The following is a 17,109-nucleotide window of genomic DNA, read 5'->3' as shown; positions in this document are numbered from 1 at the left end:
TTTGCCGGGGTTGTTTTTTTCGTGCGCTGTCATTTGTTCCCCCGTTCAAACCGTCATCCGCGAGCGCAGGCTGGCCAGGCCGCCATCGACGCCGAGTACCTGCCCTGTCACCCAACTTTGCTCCGGCTGCAGCAGCCAGGCGATGGCCGAGGCGACTTGCTCCGGCTCGCCGATGCGAGCCAGGGGATGCAGGGCCAGCGCGGCTTTGAGCAAATCGGGATTGCCGATGATGCGGGCGGTCAGGGGCGTGCGCACCAGGCCCGGTGCAACCACATTCACCCGCAGTCCAAAACGCGCATAGGTGGCCGCCGCGGAAAGTGCCAGGCCGATGACGCCGGCCTTGACCGCAGCAACAGCATCGTGATTCGCCATGCCGGTGCGGGCCGCGGCAGAGGAGATGAGCACCACGGCGCCGCCGTGGCGCAGCATCAGCCGGCTGGCGGCGCGCACGGTCGCAAAGGCGCTGGTCAAGTTGGCGGCAAGGGCGGCATGCCACTCGGCTGCCGTGGTTTGATGTGCGGGCTTGAGCAGCAGCGAACCGACACAGTTGACCACGCCATCGAGGCGGCCAAAGCGCTCCAGTGCACGGGCACAGCAGGATTCCATATCCTCGAATTGCGTGGCATCAACAACGGCGTAATGCGCGCCGACTTCTTCCGCCAATATGCGCAATTTTTCCTGCGAGCGGCCGGCCAACAACAGCCGGGTGCCGTTTTGCTGCAGGCGGCGGCAGAGGGCGGTTCCGATGCCGCCGGTGGCGCCGACGATCACGCAGGCTGGTTGGGTGTCCGCGACAACATGCGGATTTTCGCTCATGGTTATTGTCCTTCCATCTTAATGGCCCGAACCAGGCCGCGCAACATGCCGGCGAACACGAGTTCATGCACGGGGTACAGGACATACCAATACAACAGGCCGATAACGCCGGCGGGATCGAAGATCGCAGTTTGCCGGATGCTGGCACCGCTGACGGCCGGCTCGACTTCAAATTGCAGCCAGGCACGGCCGGGCAATTTCATCTCGGCATGCAGGCGCAGCAGGCGGTCCGGTTCGAAAGCCTCGACCCGCCAAAAGTCAACCGTGTCGCCGGGCACCAGCCACTCCGGATCACGACGGCCGCGACGCAGGCCCACGCCGCCGAAAAGCAAATCAATGAACCCACGCAGCCGCCACAACCAGTTGCAACAATACCATCCGGTGGCTCCGCCGATGCGACGGATCGCAGCCATGGCGGCAGAAGGAGAACAGGGCACCTGCAGCGAACGGGAATCCACCACCCGCGTGCCGAACTTCACCCCGCCCCAACTGCGCGGCTGGCCGGGCGAGGACAGCGCATCGGACCAGCGCGTTTGGGCAAACTCACGATCTTCATTTGCCAGGGCCCGCGCAATGGCAGCGCGAATGCCGCGCGGTTGAATCGCGAAGGTGGTCAGGCTGCGGCGGTCGGTGACCACGGTATCATGCCGCACGCTGTCGATCAACTTGCGACCGACGCGGGCATACAGGGGGGTCACCAGACCCAACCACAGGCTCGACAGCCGTGGAGTCAGCACAGGCACCGGGATGATCAGGCGCCGCAAGCCGCGCTGGCGGGCATATTCCTTCATCAGATCGAGATAGGAGACCTGATCCGCACCGCCGATTTCGAAAACACCGGTGGCCGGCACCTCGAGCGCGGCAATGAGATAGTCGATCACATCTTCAATCGCGATCGGTTGCGCCAGCGAACGCGTCCAGCGCGGGGTGATCATCACCGGCAATTTTTCCACCAGCGCACGAATCATCTCAAAAGACAGGCTGCCTGAGCCGATGATGATCGAGGCGCGCAATTCAACGGTTGGCACGCCCGATTTCTGCAGGAGACGGCCAACTTCATGACGGCTGGCGAGATGCGGGGAAAGGGCTCTGCCATTGCCCAAACCGCCAAGGTAGATGAGACGCTGCACACCGGCGCGGCGGGCCGCTTCGGCAAAATTACAGGCAGCGCGGCGGTCCTGCTCTTCGAAAGTGCCGTTCGAGCCCATCGAGTGTACCAGATAATAGGCGGCATGCATGCCGGCGAAAGCCGCGGGCAGCGAGCTTGCATCCAGCACATCACCCTTGACGATCGTGGTGTTGGGGCCAACCCGCGCCGCCAAGAATTCCGGGCGGCGTGCCAAACAACGCAGCCGGTAACCCCGGGCGGTGAGCGCCTGCAACAAACGTCCGCCAACATAGCCGGTGGCACCAGTGAGAAGCAGCAAAGGTTGGGAGGAACCACTCATGCCGGCACTCCTGTTGGCATCAGCACCTCGCCGTCACATAATGTGCGGCGCACGTACTCGAACACTCGGGCGTCACGCTGGCGCCGCGCGACGGGGCGCTTGCGCAGCGAGGCCAGCACGAGTTTCAGGCGGTCAAGGGTTCGCAGCTTCGCTTCATGCCGGTCGAGAAAGGCCCAATAAAGCGCGGTGAACGGGCAGGTCGATTTGGGATCGAAGCGGCACCGGCTGCAATAATCTCCCATGCGGTCAAGATACGCTGCGCCGGCGATGTAAGGTTTGGTGGTGATCAAATCCCCGATGGCAAACGTGCCCATGCCCAGGACATTGGGCTCGACCACCCAATCATAGGCATCGGTGTAGGCCACCCAAAACCAGTCGGTCAGTTCACGCGGTGCAACGTCGAGCAGCGTGGCAAGATTGGCCAGCACCATCAAGCGGGTGATGTGATGGCTGTAACCCTCCTGCCACACGGCTTGCACGATGTCATCAAAGCAGGCCATGCCGGTGGGCCGGCCCCAGAATGCTGGCGGCAGCGGGGTGGTGCCGGCGAAGTATGCCGGCGCGGCACCGCCATCCAGGCCGGGATCATCCGAAGCAGAGACCGGCCAGCTCCGTCCGGCCCAGCGCTGATACCCGGCATCACCCGGCGTCGCGGCGATGGGAATGGCTGTCCGGCCGGGTTTGCGGAAACCATCGGTGAGCGTGTGCACATGATGCACGAATTCGCGCCATCCCAAAATCTGGCGAATGAAGCCTTCCTTGCTTGCCAAGGGAATGTCCAGTTCTGCAGCTTCACGCACCACCCGCGCCGGCAGCAGGCGATGGAGATTCAACAGTGCCGACAGGCGCGTATGAAACAGACTGCGCGAGCGGGCGGAGAAGGCATCTTCGAAAGGTCCAAAGAACGGCAGGCATTCGCGTTTTGCCCAATGCCAAAGCACCTCTGCGTCTGCACGGGTGGCGGGCAGCAGGCGCAAATCCAGCCGGCCGGGATGATGCGCAAAACAGCTTTCAACTAGCCCGGCAACTTCGCGGGTGATTTCATCGGGGGTGAAAATCGGAGGCTCTGGCGCGGGGGGCCCGTTCTTCCACGGCTGCCGGTTGGCAGCATCCATGCTGAATTTGCCGCCCACGGGCTTGCCATTTTGCATGAGAATGCCGGTGGCGCGGCGCACATGGCGGTAAAAAGCATCCATGCGCCAGCAGGACCGCTGGTTGCGACTTTCCTGCAACTGTGCGGCCGTGGTCAACCAGCCTTCATGGGGAATCACCTGCAGGCCACCCTCTTCCACCAGCGACTGGAGATCAACGCGCAACTCCCGCTCGGCGGGCTCCATGACGCGCAGCGGGCCAAGCTCAGGCAGCAATGATCGCAAGGCTTCGCGATAGGGTGCGGCAGTGACCAGGTGGCGAACCGCCACCCCGCGAGCAGCCTGCTCCAGTGCAAAGTGACGCAGGTTTGCCAGCAGCAGGGCTAATTTTTGTTTATGATAGGGCCGTCGGCCTGCCTTCCAGGTGTTTTCAATTAAGACAATGCCAAGCTCGCGGGGGTGCTCGCGACTGAGCGGTCCGATTTCCGCCGTAAGTTGATCATAAGGCACGAACAGCCAGCGACGGTTGGCAGGATCAATCTGCCAGCGATTGAGCTGTTGGTAAAACCGGCTCATGCAATGCAATTTAATATATTTTAAGGCAACAGATAGATGAAGGCGGGGGGCAATCCACCCCTATATCAGTGAAGTAAACTTGAAACTGTACAGTTTGGTGCGAAAATCTGAGTTGTCATTTTAGACAAAATCATTTGAGCAATTGCAACGGAAACACGGAAACGATATTCTTTTTGAGAAATAGGAACCTAAAATCTCATATCAATATAGAGATTTGTATAAAATTTGTCAACAATATTTTCACATATTTCATAAAAAATGCAAAATTTATATTGACAATAGTTATACAATATTTTATCTTCAAATATGGACAGGGATAAAATATATCCAATAAAAATTGTGGCTCGTCGCACGGGGCTCTCGCCACATGTAATCCGGATTTGGGAGCGCCGCTATGATGCGGTTGTGCCACAACGTTCACACAGCAATCGCCGCCTATACTGTGAGGCAGATATCGAGCGCTTCATCCTGCTGCGAAAGGTCTGCGAGCTGGGCCACGGCATCGGCCAGGTGGCGAAATTGTCGACAGAAGAGTTACGCCAGATTCTCTCATCGGAAATAACAGCCATGCCGGCAACGAATCTCACGCCTGCCCAGCCGGCATCCGCGTCGAAACAATTATCCGCCAACTCTTTGCCGGAGGCCGCTCACCGTGAAGCCTGTCTGGCGGCCGTGCGAAATTTGGATGCGATAGCGCTGGACCGTGCCATCGCGCACGGGGCAGTGAAGCTGAGCCGCCCGGTTTTGATCGATCAGGTTTTAGTCTCGCTGATTTGCGAGGTGGGTGAAGCGTGGCAGGCGGGAAGCATGCGGGTCATACACGAACATTTGCTGACCGCCGCGATCAAGTCTTTCGGAGCGACGCTTCGCAGTTCGCAAGAGCACCGACCGGGGGCTCCCGGCATGGTGGTCACGACACCGGCAGGACAAATCCACGAGTTGGGCGCCCTGCTGGCGGCTATCACGGCTTCAGATATGGGCTGGCGGACAACCTACCTCGGCCCCAACCTGCCCGCCGAAGAGATTGCCGCGGCGCTGGAGTATAACCAGGCACAAGCCGTGGCGCTCAGTATCGTTCATCCCAATGATGATCCCCTCCTGGAAAATGAGCTGCGCCGCCTGCGACGGTATGTACCTTCCAGCGTTAACATCATCGTCGGCGGCCGGGCAGCCGGCAGTTACCAGCGGGTGCTGAACGAGATCGGTGCGAAGCAAATCACGACACTGGCGGAGTTTCGTGAAAAACTAGCCGGTTTTCAGCGCCAACACACAAACACCCAGCCGCCCACGGCCTCGCCGGCAACGAAATGACCCTGGCGGCGTGCCGCGCCGGTTGCGTTGTGCGCGATCCCTTTCGACGGCAATTTCGGGCAGTCCGGCTATTGACTTTTTGGGAAAAGTTGCTATATTGGCCGTCGCTTCCAATTGATCCCGAGTAGCTCAACCGGCAGAGCGGGTGGCTGTTAACCACTAGGTTGTAGGTTCGAGTCCTACCTCGGGAGCGAAAAAATCCCAGAGCCTTCTGGGATTTTTTATTTTGGGGCATGCGTCCGGCGCAGCGCGCAAGCTCACAAGTTTCAGTTTGACATTGCTGCGGCATTTCGACATATTCCGGCCGCCAGTTTCAGATCGCCTTTCAAGCAGGCAACGATCTCATGATGAAGTGCCACGGCAAAGTGCGGCAGTGTTTCCGGCGCGCCGGGCGTGTGCTTTGGTTGCTCCTGCCCGCCCTGGCCTTGTGCCATTGCAGCTCCGGGATCAGCTCCCGTGCAATTCAGCCAGAACACATCCTTTCCTCCCGCGAGGTGCAAAAATTTCTCGATGCAGTCGTCCCTTCGATCGTGGGGGTGGGGGCCATCTTCAACTACCGGCTGGAAACTTACAATCATGAGATGTCGGCGGGGAGATTTTTGCCGGATTCCAGCAGCCCCACCGGCTATCGCTTGCAGGCCGGCACTGCCGTCTCCCGCAGCGAGCAGACCGAGCGCATCAACGGGGCGGGGCTGGTCTTGCATCGTGACGAGCAACACACGCTGATTCTGACCTGTGCGCATGTCGTGCTGCATGCCGATACGATCAAGACCTACTACCGGGACAGCGCGGGGCGGCGCACCGACATTCTGCATTCGCGCGCCATCTTGCGACGGCAGGAATTTTATGTGCTCAATCAAAGCAACCATCTCATCAGCGCGGAGCGCCTCACCGCCGACGAGCATGCCGATCTGGCGCTGCTGCACGTCTCCTCCAGTTTTGCGGTGGGCTCTCCCTTTCCCTTCGAGGTGGGCTACGAAGAGCCGCTGGCGTGGGGCGATTACTGCTATCTTTTCGGATATCCGAGGGAAACCAAGCAACTGACCAGCGGGCTGGTGAGCCTGCTGCCCCGTGAGGACTTTTTTATGATCGATGCCGTGGCGCGTTCGGGCTTTTCCGGCGGACCGGTTTTTGTCATGCGGCCAGCGCGCGGGCTGCAACTCACTGGCATCATCCGTGGTGTCGCCTCGGAGAAACTCTATTACGTCGCGCCGCCGGAAAATGCGCTGGTCGGGCAGTCACTCACCCCCCGCGAGCTGGAGCAAAGCAGCGCCCAGGAACTCAACCTGATCCACTACGGTGCGGCCTATGCCGTCGGACCGCAGCTTATCGGCAAATTCCTCACAGGGGCAAAGCCGGTGCTCGCACGCCTGGGCATTTATCTGGCCAAAAAATATCTTCCAGATTGAAACCGACGGGCTTCCCGCCAGGCGGGTCGTTACCCTTCGTGAGATACAACCAACCAGCATCGGGAAGGAAAACACATGCGACCATCTCTTGTTTGGGGCTTCATGTTGTTGTGCACAACAGTGCACTGGGTGGCTGCCCAGGAAAAAGTGGTGATCGTGCCCAAGCGGGTGGAGAGGGCGGCACGCGCTGTCAATGACAGCACGGACCTGTTTGCCAAGGCCTATCGCTTCTTCATCGAGGGTGAACCCGACATGGCGGCGGACAGCCTGCGCAAGCTCATAGCGCTCAGCGGCCTGCAGCTCAATCCCGCGGCCTATTACATCGTGGTGGCAAACTTCACCGACCGCGTCTCTCCCATCGGCATGTTCCACGGCAACGCCAGTTTTCTCGACACCCGGCTCTATGGCCTGAAAAGCGACACGCTGTATTACCTTTTCATCGCGCGCACGGAAAACGCCCCTTCGTTCGTCTCAGTGATGTTGAAGACAAAAAAAACGCCGTTTGAGGCGAATCTGCCGGCGTTCCTGCAGCTCATTGGTTTTGGCCTGCCCGGTGCCCTGGAGCAGCCGGAGCAAAAGATGACCTGGCTGGATTTGCGTCGCTTCGAGATCCCGCCGAAGTTTCAGAAGATCTCGGATATTTCCGTGATCGTGAAAAAATCGCTGGAGGACGACCGCTATCTGGCAGCGGCGGTGTTCGACAACACGCCGCTGGAGCGCTGGAGCTATGGCATCGCCACTGCCATCACCACCCTCAACGATGTGACGCTGGAAATCGGGGAGGACGGCACGATTGTGGTTCGTCCCAAACCCCGGGGAGATCTGGCGGCATTCGGGGTCATCAATTTTCATTTCAAACCGGTGGACACCAAGGCGCCGAGTCTGGCGAGCTCGCTTCACCTGCTGGGTGGCTTGCGGCTGGCCACACACATCGAACCGCTGCTGGGCGTGGGCATGGGCCTGCCCATCGCTGCGTTCGAGCTGCACGTATTTGCAGGCGGCAGCCTGGCATTTCAAAACGAGCTGAGGTCCGGGTTCCAAATCGGGCAAAGAGTTCTGAGCGAGCAGGATCCTTTCAAACTCAAGCTCAAAGCTTACCCGCGCTTTGGCCTGGAGGTGAAGTTTCCGTAGCAGCCGTGCAGCCGCGGCCAACAACCATCGCCCGCTGCTGCAGTGAGGTCTTTTGCTGTTGTGCGGGGCGGGGGAGGAAGCGGCGGTGTGCAGCGGCGGCCGCGGGGATGTCATCGGCAAACAAAAAGGCCGCATTGACGGACGTATCCATGCGGCCTTTTTGTTTTGCTTTCACGCCTTGCGGTGCAGCGGAAAGACTGCTGGTGCGGAAGGGGGGACTCGAACCCCCACGGGCGAAGCCCACTACCCCCTCAAGATAGCGTGTCTACCAGGTTTCACCACTTCCGCAGAAAAATCCCCCTGTGTGGATACTTTCACAACCACAACCACCTTCCTACTTACTTACTTTTGTTGTGGCTGGGCCGGTTGCTGTGGCGCCGGCGCAGGCACGGTTTGCGTGCCGGGCACGACAGGCGCGCCAATATCAGCTGGCGAGGGTGTGCGTGCCTGGCGCTCCTGGCGCTCCCTGCCCACCAAACTGCTGGAGGGCGTCGTGCTCGACTTCATCAAGCCCAAAATCAGGGCCAAAACCATAAAGCTCGCGGCCAGAATCGCGGTCAGCTTGCTCAGGAATGTGGCCGCACCGCGGGTTCCGAAAACAGTGCCCATGGTGCCGCCGCCGAAAGATCCCGCCAGGCCGCCGCCCTTGCTTGCCTGCATGAGAATGACCGCCGTTTGCAACAGGGCGATCAGAATGAAGATGGTGATCAGGAATCCGTACATGAAAAATCCCGAATGGTTACGTCATGAAAGATTTTCGGCGGCCTTGATGATGGCGGCGAAACTCTCCGCCTCCAGGCTCGCACCGCCCACCAGTGCGCCATCGATATCCGGTTGCTCGAGCAACGCGGCGGCATTGGCGGGTTTCACACTGCCGCCATATTGAATTCGGCAGGCCGCCGCCGTGGCGCCATCGAACAGTGTCCCCAGCAGACGGCGAATGAACGCATGCACTTCCTGCGCCTGCTCAGGCGCAGCATTTACACCCGTGCCGATTGCCCAAACCGGTTCGTAAGCGATTGTGACGGTTGCCAACTCCCCGGCGGTGAGGCCCTGCAGGGCGCCACGCAGTTGCGTCTCGAGCACGCGCTGCGTTTCGCCCGCCTGGCGCTGGGCGAGGGTCTCGCCGAGGCAGACGATCGGCCGCAATCCGCTGGCCAGCGCCCGTTTCAGACGGCGATTGACGGTTTCATCGCTTTCGCCGAAATACTGGCGCCGCTCGGAGTGGCCGATGATGACATACTCACAACCCGCGCTCTGCAGCATGGCACCGGCGATTTCGCCGGTAAACGCGCCCTTTTCCTCCCAGTGCAAATTCTGTCCGCCCAGTTTGATTGCCGAACCTTTGAGCAGCTCTGCCGCCATGCTCAGATGGGTGAAAGGCGGAAAGACCGCCATGTCCACCTTCGTGATGTTCACCACTTTGACCCTGAGCGCCTTGATTAGGGAGGCGCCCTCGCTCAGGGTGGTGAACATTTTCCAATTGCCTGCCACGAACAGGCGGCGCGCACGGCCTGCCATTTCTTCCCCTTTTAGAGCGAACGTGCCATGAGGTGAATCAGGTCGATCACGCGGCACGAGAAGCCCCATTCGTTGTCGTACCACGAAAAGATTTTCACGGTCCTGCCTTCGTTGTTCACGAAGGTCGACAGCAGATCGACAATGGAGGAGTTGGGATTCATGCGAAAATCAATCGACACCAGGGGCTCGGTGGTGTATGCCAGGATGCCCTTTAGTTTGCCATCCGCCGCTTCCTTGATCGCCTGGTTGACTTCCTCGACCGTGGTCGGCTTCTCGACCTCGAAGGTGACATCGACCAGTGAGACGTTGGGGGTGGGCACGCGCACCGCAATGCCATCCATCCTGCCCTTGAGCTCGGGAATCACTTCCGCCACGGCTTTGGCGGCGCCGGTGGTGGTCGGGATCATCGACATGCTGGCAGCACGCGCGCGGCGCAAATCCTTGTGTGGCAGATCGAGAATCCGCTGATCGTTGGTGTAGGCATGAATCGTGGTCATCAAGCCGCTTTTGATGCCGAATTTTTCCAGGATGACTTTGGCCACCGGCGTCAGACAGTTGGTGGTGCAGGAGGCGTTGGAGACCACATGATGCCGGGCGGGATCGTAAGCGCTGTCGTTCACGCCGATCACCAGGGTCAGGTCCTGGCCCTTGGCGGGCGCAGTGATGATGACCTTTTTGGCACCGCCGGAGGTGATGTGCTTGACGGCCGTCTCTTTGTTGGTGAAAAGGCCGGTCGATTCCACCACGATGTCGACGCCGAGCTCGCGCCACTTGAGATTCGCAGGATCCTTCTCGGCAAACACCTTCACCGGCTTGCCATTCACCACGATGGTGTTGTCCTGTGCGGTGACTTCGGCCTCGAGGTTGCCGAGGATGGAATCATATTTCAACAAATGCGCCAGAGTTTTGGCATCGGTGATGTCATTAACCGCGACGAACTCGATGTCTTTGTCCTTCATCGCGGCACGATAAATATTGCGCCCGATCCTGCCGAAGCCGTTGATCCCGACCTTTACAGCCATGTACGCCTCCACGCGCTGACGTTCACTGCAACCATGCTGGGCTTATCCAAAGAAAACTTTGGCGATTTCAAGTATCTCGGGGTCGATGGTTTTGGGCCGTTTGAGGGCCTCCACCACCGGCACTTCGACAATTTCGGTGCCGCGCAGCGCCGGCATGTAGCCGAATTTGCCCTGATGCACCATGTCCGCGGCTTTCACGCCAAAGCGGGTGGCCAGCAAACGATCGTAGGAGGTCGGCGTGCCGCCGCGCTGCAACGGGCCGAGCACGGTCACCCGCACCTCGGTTTGCACCAACAACTTTTCAAGTTGCCGGCCGACATACTCGCCGATGCCGCCGTACACTGGATGATCAAATTCATCGACACGGCGCGGCAGACTGGCATCGCGGTCGGCTTCACGCGGCCGCGCACCCTCCGCCACCACGATGATGCTGAAATTTCGCCCGCGGCGCTTGCGTGCTTCGATGGCCGCGGCAACCTCGGCCACGGAGAAGGGTTGCTCCGGAACCAGGATATAGTCGGCGCCGCCCGCGATGCCTGCCGTGGCGGCAATGGCACCGGAAAAGCGACCCAAAACCTCCACCACCATCACGCGGTGATGGGCCTCGGCGGTGCTGTGCAGCCGGTCAATCGCCTCGGTGGCGATGCCCACCGCCGTATCAAAGCCGAAGGACACATCAGTGCCCGCCACGTCGTTGTCGATGGTCTTGGGTATGCCCACCGACTTCAAACCCCGGGCTGCCAGCTTGTGGGCCACGCCCATCGTGTCTTCGCCGCCGATAACCACCAGGGCATCGATTTCGTAGGCCTGTGCCGTCTCCAAGATTTTCGCGACGTGCGCTTCGTTTTTGAAGGGATTGACCAGCGAGGTGCCGAGGATCGTGCCGCCCTTGGGCAGGATGCCGGACACCGAATACAGGCTGAGTGGTTCGATATCAGCTTCGATTAGACCTTCCCAGCCGTTGCGAATTCCCAGCACTTGGTCGTCATAGGCGGTGATGGCACGCCGGGTGACGGCACGAATGCATGCATTCAACCCCGGGCAATCACTCCCGCCTGTCAAAACGCCGACTCTCATGCTGTCCAGTCCTCCATAACGATTAAATTCCCAAGCGATGCACCACTCCTTGATGAGATTCGGCTTGGGAAGGATGAAGTCTCGAACTTTGCGATAAGACTGCCACCCCGTAAAAAATGACCGGCAAAGATAGCAAAAATCGCCTGGATTGTCAAGCTTTTATCCGGCCGCAATCAGCTTGATGCCGAGTTCCTGCAACTGTTTGGGCGAAACCGGCGAGGGCGAACCATCCATGAGCGACACCGCCGAGTTGGTTTTGGGGAAGGCAATGACATCACGAATCGATTTGCGGCCGGCCAGCAGCATGACCAGACGGTCGAATCCGAAAGCGATGCCGCCGTGCGGTGGCGCACCGTATTCGAAGGCCTCCAGCAAAAAACCGAATTTCTGCTCGGCTTCCTCTTCGCTGATGTTGAGCAGTCGGAACATTTTCTGCTGAATGTCCCGGCGGTGAATGCGAATACTGCCGCCGGCGATCTCCGTGCCGTTGAGCACCAGATCATAGGCCTTCGCCCGCACCTCGCCGGGCGCCGTGTCCATCAAGGCCAGATCTTCATCCAGCGGCGCGGTAAAGGGATGGTGGCAGGCAACCCAGCGGCCCTCCTTTTCATCGAACTCCAGCAGGGGAAACTCGACCACCCACAAGAGCGCGATTCTGTCCTTGGGGATCAGATTTTCCGCCTGCGCCAAGCTCAGCCGCAGCGAGCCCAGCACCTCACGGGCCTTTTCTTTTTTATCGGCGACGAACAACAGCAAGTCTTCCGGCGCGGCCGCAAAGCGCTGGTTCACGCGGTTTATAATCTCCGCGGGAAAATACTTGGCCGCCGAGCCCTGCCAGCCCTCGCTGGTGTTCTTGATCGCCACCAGACCCTGCGCGCCCATCTGGGTCGCGAGCTGGGTCAGATCATCGAGCTGTTTGCGGGAATATTTCGCGCCGCCGGGCAGGCAGATTCCCTGCACACTTCCGCCAGTTTTGGCCGCCTCGACGAAAACGCGAAAGCCGCAGTCCGGTGCCAGGTCGGTGATCTCGTGCAGTTCCATGCCGAAGCGGGTGTCGGGGCGGTCACTGCCAAAACGTGCCATGGCTTCGGCATACGTCATGCGTGGCAGCGGCAGCGTGAGCTGCTGGCCGAGCGTGGCCTGCACCATCTCTGCTACCAGACCTTCCATCATGCTGATCACGTCATTGTGATCGACGAATGACATCTCGACGTCGATTTGCGTGAATTCCGGCTGGCGGTCGGCGCGCAGGTCTTCGTCGCGGAAGCAGCGCACAATTTGGAAATAGCGATCCAGCCCGGCGACCATCAGAATCTGCTTGTAAGTCTGCGGACTTTGCGGCAGGGCATAGAAGCTGCCGTGGTACAGCCGGCTGGGCACCAAATAATCGCGTGCCCCTTCCGGGGTGCTTTTCATCAGCATCGGCGTCTCGATTTCCAGGAAATCATGGCGGTCAAAATAACGCCGCACCAGCTGGGCGAGTTGGTGGCGGATGATGAGATTGCGCTGCATCTCCGGGCGGCGCAGATCGAGATAGCGGTACTTCAAGCGCAAGTCTTCCGCGGCCTCGGTGCGATCATCAATCGCGAAGGGCGGGGTCTTGGCGGGATTGAGAATCTTCAGCTCCCGGGCCCGCACTTCGATTTCACCGGTGGCCAAATTGGGATTGGCCATGCCCGCGGGTCGCAGCGCGACCGTGCCACGCACGGCGATGACAAATTCGCTGCGCAAGTCCTGCGCCTGCGCGTGGACCTGCGGGTTGTCGGGTGCAAAAACGATCTGGGTTTTGCCGTAGCGGTCGCGCAAATCGACGAACAGCACGCCGCCGTGATCTCGCCAACTGTCAACCCATCCCATCAAGGTCACCGTCTCGCCTTGATGCGCCGGACGCAGGGCACCGCAGGTGTGTGTGCGTTTCCAGTTGCAGCCGGCACGGGCGTCCGTCAGGCTGCCCGCCGGGGCAGGTTGCGACTCTACGCTTTTGGTTTCCAACGCGATCCTCCTTGAAAATTTCTGATCATGTGAGCCGCAATATAGCAAAATCCAACAAAATAAAAAACCGCTCGTCCAACGACCCAACGCGGTCATCGCTGGAACAAGCGGTCGGGGATAAAATTTCAGCAGGCGGAAAATCAGTAGCCGAAGGTGTAAACCTGGCGCACCGTGGTATTGCCCTTTTGGGGATCGATGGCGCCAAAATCATCCCAGCGCCGGATGCGGCTGAGGATGCAGTCTTCCACCTCGGGATTGTTGACGGTCTTGGAGACAATGGTGGCGCTTTCCACCGTGCCCTGCGGCGTGATCACGAAGCGCACGACGATCTTGCCCTTGAGATTCGGATCGCGCTTGATCGCGCGCTGATAGCAATACTCGATCGCGGGGCTGTGCTTGGCGACCACCGCCTGAATGGCGTCGGCATTGCGGCCCGCGCCGCCGACCTGCCCCTCTTCCGCCTCGATCAACGGCTTCTCGCTGTTGATGACCAGCTCACCCGAGCGGCTCACACCTTTGGCCTTGCCTTCACCCAGCCCGCTGACCAGTGCATCAATGTTGCCGGTGCCGGTGTCACGACCACCGCGAACACGGCCTTTGCCCGGACCGCCGGAACCCACGCCCGAGCCTTCCGCGCCTGCACCACTTTCGGCTTCCGCACCACTGCCAGCGCGCTTGATGCCGGTCACACCTGCCAGCGCTTGATCGAGGTTGGTATTGGCATCGTGGCTGCCCAGAATGTCGGCGGCTGACTCGCCCGTCGCCAAACCGCTGCTGCTCGTCAACAAACCGAGCAACCCCTGATTGCCTACTTGCTGGCTGATGGCGGCGCGGGAACGCCGGCCGCCCGCAACCGGGCCGCTGTTACCGGCAATTTCGCCGCCGCCACCAGGCCCTGTCGCCTCCGCCGGCTCCGCAGGGCGAAGGTCAAGACTGCCGCGGCGACCGGGCCGGGAAGCCGGGGCACGTGTGGCAGCCGTCGCGGCGGCGGGGGGGCTGGCTGCCGGCTCGGCCTCCGGCGGAGCCACTGGCACAGACTGCTGCGGCGTTTCGACAAACTTGGTTTCCCGCGCTGCCTTGTCGAGCACCAGCCGTGCAAATTGCTCCTGCACGCGGCCGACATCATGGCGCGGAGGATTGTTGATGAAATAGACAATGAGTGCAAAATGGACAAGCAGGGAACCGATCAGCGTCATCACAAAACGGCGATCGAACGACTGCCACCAGTGCAACTCGAACTCCCTGGGGAAAGTGAGACGAGCACCCGGGGAGTGGTCGAGTGAAAGCTTGCTTGTGCTCTGCGCCGGCATAGGATCCCTGGAGGTTGTTGAGCTCATCTGACGGAAAGATTGAATGCTTTGTCCCTGCGCCACGGCCGTGCGCAAGGCTGCCCTGCCGGTGGTCTACTCGCCCTCACGATAAACGACCAGCCGCATGTTGGGGTAATCAGAAACGCCGCAGGTGCGCATCACCTTCACCAGCTCGGAATACGGCAGCTCCTTGTCACCCTGGATCATCACCTTGCCCGAGAACTTGACGCCGTACTCAACTTCCATCTTCTTGGCCTGCGAGCTGTAGTAGCGCAGCCGTTCCTGCAGCGGTTTGATAATGCCGTTTTCAACCACGGCGGGGTTATTGGACACGACATCGTCCATGGTGGCCACCTTCTCATGGTTCACCAGGATGATCTGCTTGGACACAATCAAATCCAAACCCACTTGCGCCGGTTCTTCGATGCGGGAGTGGGGCAGTTTGAGAAACTCCGAAGGTGAAATGAGCTGGCCTTCGGTCGAGTAGGTCTTGAGCAGAAACACGAGAATGATGGTGAACATATCCATCATCGAGGTGAGATTGAGTTTCACCTCGACGGGCTTCGTGTCATGCTTCTTGATGCGGGAGGGTATGAAAGCCATATGCCATTTATGTTCAAATTATGCAGGCGCCGACTGCCGGGCAGACTGGGAGCACGGCTCGGGGCCGGTGACGCCTGCGGCCGCGCCCCGGCCTCAAATGATGCCGGCGCTCAGCGACACTTGCGGAAAGAGCAGCACGGGTGTGCCATTGACCCGAATCGAACGGGCGGCGTCCATGGTGCTGACCAGCACTTGATAGCGGATTTTGTTCTCCGCCTGAATGACGATGGATTCGGCGTCGGAAAACCCGTTGCCGACTTTTTGCTTGATCTCGTAGAGTTTCTGTGACAGGGCATCGAAGTTGTACTCGCCGTTGCTGCCGATCGGAATCGTCGGACCGGTGGCGGTCGCGCCGGTGAGCACCGCCGCTGCGCTGGAGATGTAGAACCCCTGATCCGTAATTGAAACGGTGAGGTCAAGGGTGCGCTCGGTTTCCTTGGGCGCCTTGCTGCCGGCCAGCGTGCCAGCCGCGCCGGCAGCGGGCGGCAGATTCAATTCGATGATGCCGATCTTGATGAATTGCGCGGAGGAAAGCAGCAACGGAATCATCACCACCATCAGGTTCATGATGGGGGTGAGGTTCAGATCCGTGCTCTCCTCCCGCAGGTGCCGGCGTTGCGAAGGTCGGAAAGCCATGGCTCACTTGTTCCCGGTCAAAAGGTTGATCAGTTTCACGGTGTGCTCATCGATTTCGTCGATGATTCTGGCGGTCTTGTTGAACAGGAACGTATAGGCCAGGACCGAAGGAATGGCGACCGCCAAGCCCAGCAGCGTTGTGTTCATCGCGGCGCTGATGCCGGCGGCCAGCATGCGGGCTTTCTCGGCGGCGTCGATGCCGGCGGAGGAAACCGCCTTGAAGGCCAGAATCAGGCCCCAAATCGTGCCCATCAGGCCGAGCAGGGTCGCCACATTCGCCAGCATGGCGAGAAAACCGGTGCGCTGGTTCAGCCGTGGAATCACCTCCAGCGTGCTTTCATCCACGCTGTTTTGGATGGAACGGAAATCGGTCACCTCCTGCTCGGCCACGCGCCGCAGACTGGCGCCCACCACTTGTGCCAGCGCCTTCTCCGGCGCGGCATCGCACAGTGCCAGCGCTTTCTTGTATTCGCCGGCGCGCACCAGTTTGCGAATTTCGGACATGAACTTGTTGGCGTTGATGTTGGCCTTCACCATCAGAAAATAGGCGCGCTCGATCGCAATTGCCACGGCGAAGGCACCGACCACAAGAATGGCATACATGTACAACGCACCATCGGCCTCCCAGCGGAACGACTCGATGAAACTATCCATGAACAAAACCTCCTGAATAAATTAGCCGTGTGAAGGAAAGACACCTTTTTCGTGAAAGCAGCGGTTTTCCCTTGTGCGCCGGACTGCACAATACCGTCAATTCTTTTTCTTTGCGGGAATCTTCTTCAGGCCGTCGACTTTTTCGGGCTTTTCCAGTTCGTCATCGGACAGCAACAGCTCCCGCGAAACAGCCTTGAGTTCGCGCGCAAAGCTGCGGTCGGGAATCCGCATCTCTTCAAAATCCGGTTTGCTGCGCTTGGGAATAATGTCAACGTTGGGCTTCTCGATGACCGCTTCAATCGCGATCGCTTCCAGCTCCAGCTCTTTGGGTTCGACCTTTTCCTTTTCAGGGCCCGCCGGCCGCCGCACACTGTCCACCGCTGCGGTCCCGGCCGCCTTGCGCGCCGGGGCAGTGGCATGCACCGTGTCGGCCGCAACGCCCGGCGACTGCTGCGCCAAGGCCGGCGCAAACAACGCGCAACCTGCAATGATCACGAAGGGTCGTACCATCT

General features: G+C 59.9%; 16 protein-coding genes and 2 tRNA genes. 4 read left to right on the top strand and 14 right to left on the bottom strand.

Annotation, left to right across the window (positions count from 1 at the left end):
* Positions 1-45: 45 nt before the first annotated feature.
* From ONB52_09565 to ONB52_09555, 3 genes are read right to left on the bottom strand one after another with little or no spacing between them, the layout of a single operon-like run.
* Positions 46-816 carry an SDR family oxidoreductase gene (locus ONB52_09565; GenBank protein MDZ7416390.1) on the bottom strand — a complete coding sequence of 257 codons (771 nt, stop codon included), beginning with the start codon at positions 814-816 and terminating at the stop codon, positions 46-48.
* 2 nt (positions 817-818) lie between these two features.
* Positions 819-2,264: an SDR family oxidoreductase gene (locus ONB52_09560; GenBank protein ID MDZ7416389.1), complete on the bottom strand. Its 1,446-nt coding sequence runs from the start codon at positions 2,262-2,264 to the stop codon at positions 819-821.
* A complete protein-coding gene (locus tag ONB52_09555; protein MDZ7416388.1) occupies positions 2,261-3,931 on the bottom strand; it encodes a cryptochrome/photolyase family protein in 1,671 nt (556 codons plus the stop codon). Before ONB52_09555 ends, ONB52_09560 begins: the two co-directional genes overlap by 4 nt.
* Before the next feature lie 306 nt (positions 3,932-4,237).
* Between ONB52_09555 and ONB52_09550 the strand changes: the two genes are divergently transcribed.
* The 4 genes from ONB52_09550 to ONB52_09535 all read left to right on the top strand — a co-directional run bounded on the left by ONB52_09550 (position 4,238) and on the right by ONB52_09535 (position 7,782).
* Complete coding sequence (locus ONB52_09550) at positions 4,238-5,242, top strand: MerR family transcriptional regulator (GenBank protein ID MDZ7416387.1); 1,005 nt, start codon at positions 4,238-4,240, stop codon at positions 5,240-5,242.
* A gap of 118 nt (positions 5,243-5,360) precedes the next feature.
* Positions 5,361-5,433, top strand: a tRNA-Asn gene (locus ONB52_09545).
* A 153-nt stretch (positions 5,434-5,586) separates the two neighbouring features.
* On the top strand, positions 5,587-6,651 hold the full coding sequence (locus tag ONB52_09540) for a serine protease (protein MDZ7416386.1): 1,065 nt from the start codon (positions 5,587-5,589) through the stop codon (positions 6,649-6,651).
* Between the two features lie 75 nt (positions 6,652-6,726).
* Positions 6,727-7,782, top strand: a complete 1,056-nt coding sequence (locus tag ONB52_09535; protein ID MDZ7416385.1) for a hypothetical protein — start codon at positions 6,727-6,729, stop codon at positions 7,780-7,782.
* 201 nt (positions 7,783-7,983) lie between these two features.
* On the opposite strand, the gene ONB52_09530 is transcribed toward ONB52_09535, so the two are convergent.
* The 11 genes from ONB52_09530 to ONB52_09480 form a co-directional block, all read right to left on the bottom strand.
* A tRNA-Leu gene (locus tag ONB52_09530) sits at positions 7,984-8,070 on the bottom strand.
* A gap of 54 nt (positions 8,071-8,124) precedes the next feature.
* Positions 8,125-8,505 carry a preprotein translocase subunit SecG gene (gene secG / locus ONB52_09525; GenBank protein MDZ7416384.1) on the bottom strand — a complete coding sequence of 127 codons (381 nt, stop codon included), beginning with the start codon at positions 8,503-8,505 and terminating at the stop codon, positions 8,125-8,127.
* Between the two features lie 21 nt (positions 8,506-8,526).
* Positions 8,527-9,303, bottom strand: a complete 777-nt coding sequence (gene tpiA, locus ONB52_09520) for a triose-phosphate isomerase (protein MDZ7416383.1) — start codon at positions 9,301-9,303, stop codon at positions 8,527-8,529.
* Between the two features lie 11 nt (positions 9,304-9,314).
* Positions 9,315-10,325 (bottom strand): type I glyceraldehyde-3-phosphate dehydrogenase, encoded by a 1,011-nt coding sequence (gene gap, locus ONB52_09515; protein MDZ7416382.1) that lies wholly within the window; start codon positions 10,323-10,325, stop codon positions 9,315-9,317.
* A gap of 42 nt (positions 10,326-10,367) precedes the next feature.
* Complete coding sequence (locus tag ONB52_09510; protein ID MDZ7416381.1) at positions 10,368-11,402, bottom strand: ATP-dependent 6-phosphofructokinase; 1,035 nt, start codon at positions 11,400-11,402, stop codon at positions 10,368-10,370.
* A gap of 159 nt (positions 11,403-11,561) precedes the next feature.
* Positions 11,562-13,349, bottom strand: coding sequence for an aspartate--tRNA ligase (aspS, locus tag ONB52_09505; GenBank protein MDZ7416380.1), 1,788 nt, complete (start codon positions 13,347-13,349; stop codon positions 11,562-11,564).
* 185 nt (positions 13,350-13,534) lie between these two features.
* Positions 13,535-14,704, bottom strand: coding sequence for a TonB family protein (locus tag ONB52_09500; GenBank protein ID MDZ7416379.1), 1,170 nt, complete (start codon positions 14,702-14,704; stop codon positions 13,535-13,537).
* Positions 14,705-14,797: 93 nt separating this feature from the next.
* Positions 14,798-15,307 carry a biopolymer transporter ExbD gene (locus tag ONB52_09495; protein MDZ7416378.1) on the bottom strand — a complete coding sequence of 170 codons (510 nt, stop codon included), beginning with the start codon at positions 15,305-15,307 and terminating at the stop codon, positions 14,798-14,800.
* A 93-nt stretch (positions 15,308-15,400) separates the two neighbouring features.
* A complete protein-coding gene (locus ONB52_09490; protein MDZ7416377.1) occupies positions 15,401-15,943 on the bottom strand; it encodes a biopolymer transporter ExbD in 543 nt (180 codons plus the stop codon).
* A 3-nt stretch (positions 15,944-15,946) separates the two neighbouring features.
* Positions 15,947-16,597, bottom strand: coding sequence for a MotA/TolQ/ExbB proton channel family protein (locus tag ONB52_09485; protein ID MDZ7416376.1), 651 nt, complete (start codon positions 16,595-16,597; stop codon positions 15,947-15,949).
* 96 nt (positions 16,598-16,693) lie between these two features.
* Positions 16,694-17,107: a hypothetical protein gene (locus ONB52_09480; GenBank protein MDZ7416375.1), complete on the bottom strand. Its 414-nt coding sequence runs from the start codon at positions 17,105-17,107 to the stop codon at positions 16,694-16,696.
* Positions 17,108-17,109 lie beyond the last annotated feature (2 nt).

The sequence above is a fragment of the candidate division KSB1 bacterium genome, from assembly GCA_034506255.1.
Classification (GTDB): domain Bacteria; phylum Zhuqueibacterota; class Zhuqueibacteria; order Zhuqueibacterales; family Zhuqueibacteraceae; genus Coneutiohabitans; species Coneutiohabitans thermophilus.
The sequence above is the reverse complement of the archived record's forward strand: the minus strand, read 5'-3'. Positions and strand labels throughout refer to the sequence as shown.

Coding starts and splice junctions, on each gene's coding strand:
- ONB52_09565 (MDZ7416390.1), bottom strand. CDS start 816: ATGAGCGAAAATCCGCATGTTGTCGCGGACACCCAACCAGCCTGCGTG.
- ONB52_09560 (MDZ7416389.1), bottom strand. CDS start 2,264: ATGAGTGGTTCCTCCCAACCTTTGCTGCTTCTCACTGGTGCCACCGGC.
- ONB52_09555 (MDZ7416388.1), bottom strand. CDS start 3,931: ATGAGCCGGTTTTACCAACAGCTCAATCGCTGGCAGATTGATCCTGCC.
- ONB52_09550 (MDZ7416387.1), top strand. CDS start 4,238: ATGGACAGGGATAAAATATATCCAATAAAAATTGTGGCTCGTCGCACG.
- ONB52_09540 (MDZ7416386.1), top strand. CDS start 5,587: ATGATGAAGTGCCACGGCAAAGTGCGGCAGTGTTTCCGGCGCGCCGGG.
- ONB52_09535 (MDZ7416385.1), top strand. CDS start 6,727: ATGCGACCATCTCTTGTTTGGGGCTTCATGTTGTTGTGCACAACAGTG.
- secG (MDZ7416384.1), bottom strand. CDS start 8,505: ATGTACGGATTCCTGATCACCATCTTCATTCTGATCGCCCTGTTGCAA.
- tpiA (MDZ7416383.1), bottom strand. CDS start 9,303: ATGGCAGGCCGTGCGCGCCGCCTGTTCGTGGCAGGCAATTGGAAAATG.
- gap (MDZ7416382.1), bottom strand. CDS start 10,325: ATGGCTGTAAAGGTCGGGATCAACGGCTTCGGCAGGATCGGGCGCAAT.
- ONB52_09510 (MDZ7416381.1), bottom strand. CDS start 11,402: ATGAGAGTCGGCGTTTTGACAGGCGGGAGTGATTGCCCGGGGTTGAAT.
- ONB52_09500 (MDZ7416379.1), bottom strand. CDS start 14,704: ATGCCGGCGCAGAGCACAAGCAAGCTTTCACTCGACCACTCCCCGGGT.
- ONB52_09495 (MDZ7416378.1), bottom strand. CDS start 15,307: ATGGCTTTCATACCCTCCCGCATCAAGAAGCATGACACGAAGCCCGTC.
- ONB52_09490 (MDZ7416377.1), bottom strand. CDS start 15,943: ATGGCTTTCCGACCTTCGCAACGCCGGCACCTGCGGGAGGAGAGCACG.
- ONB52_09485 (MDZ7416376.1), bottom strand. CDS start 16,597: ATGGATAGTTTCATCGAGTCGTTCCGCTGGGAGGCCGATGGTGCGTTG.
- ONB52_09480 (MDZ7416375.1), bottom strand. CDS start 17,107: ATGGTACGACCCTTCGTGATCATTGCAGGTTGCGCGTTGTTTGCGCCG.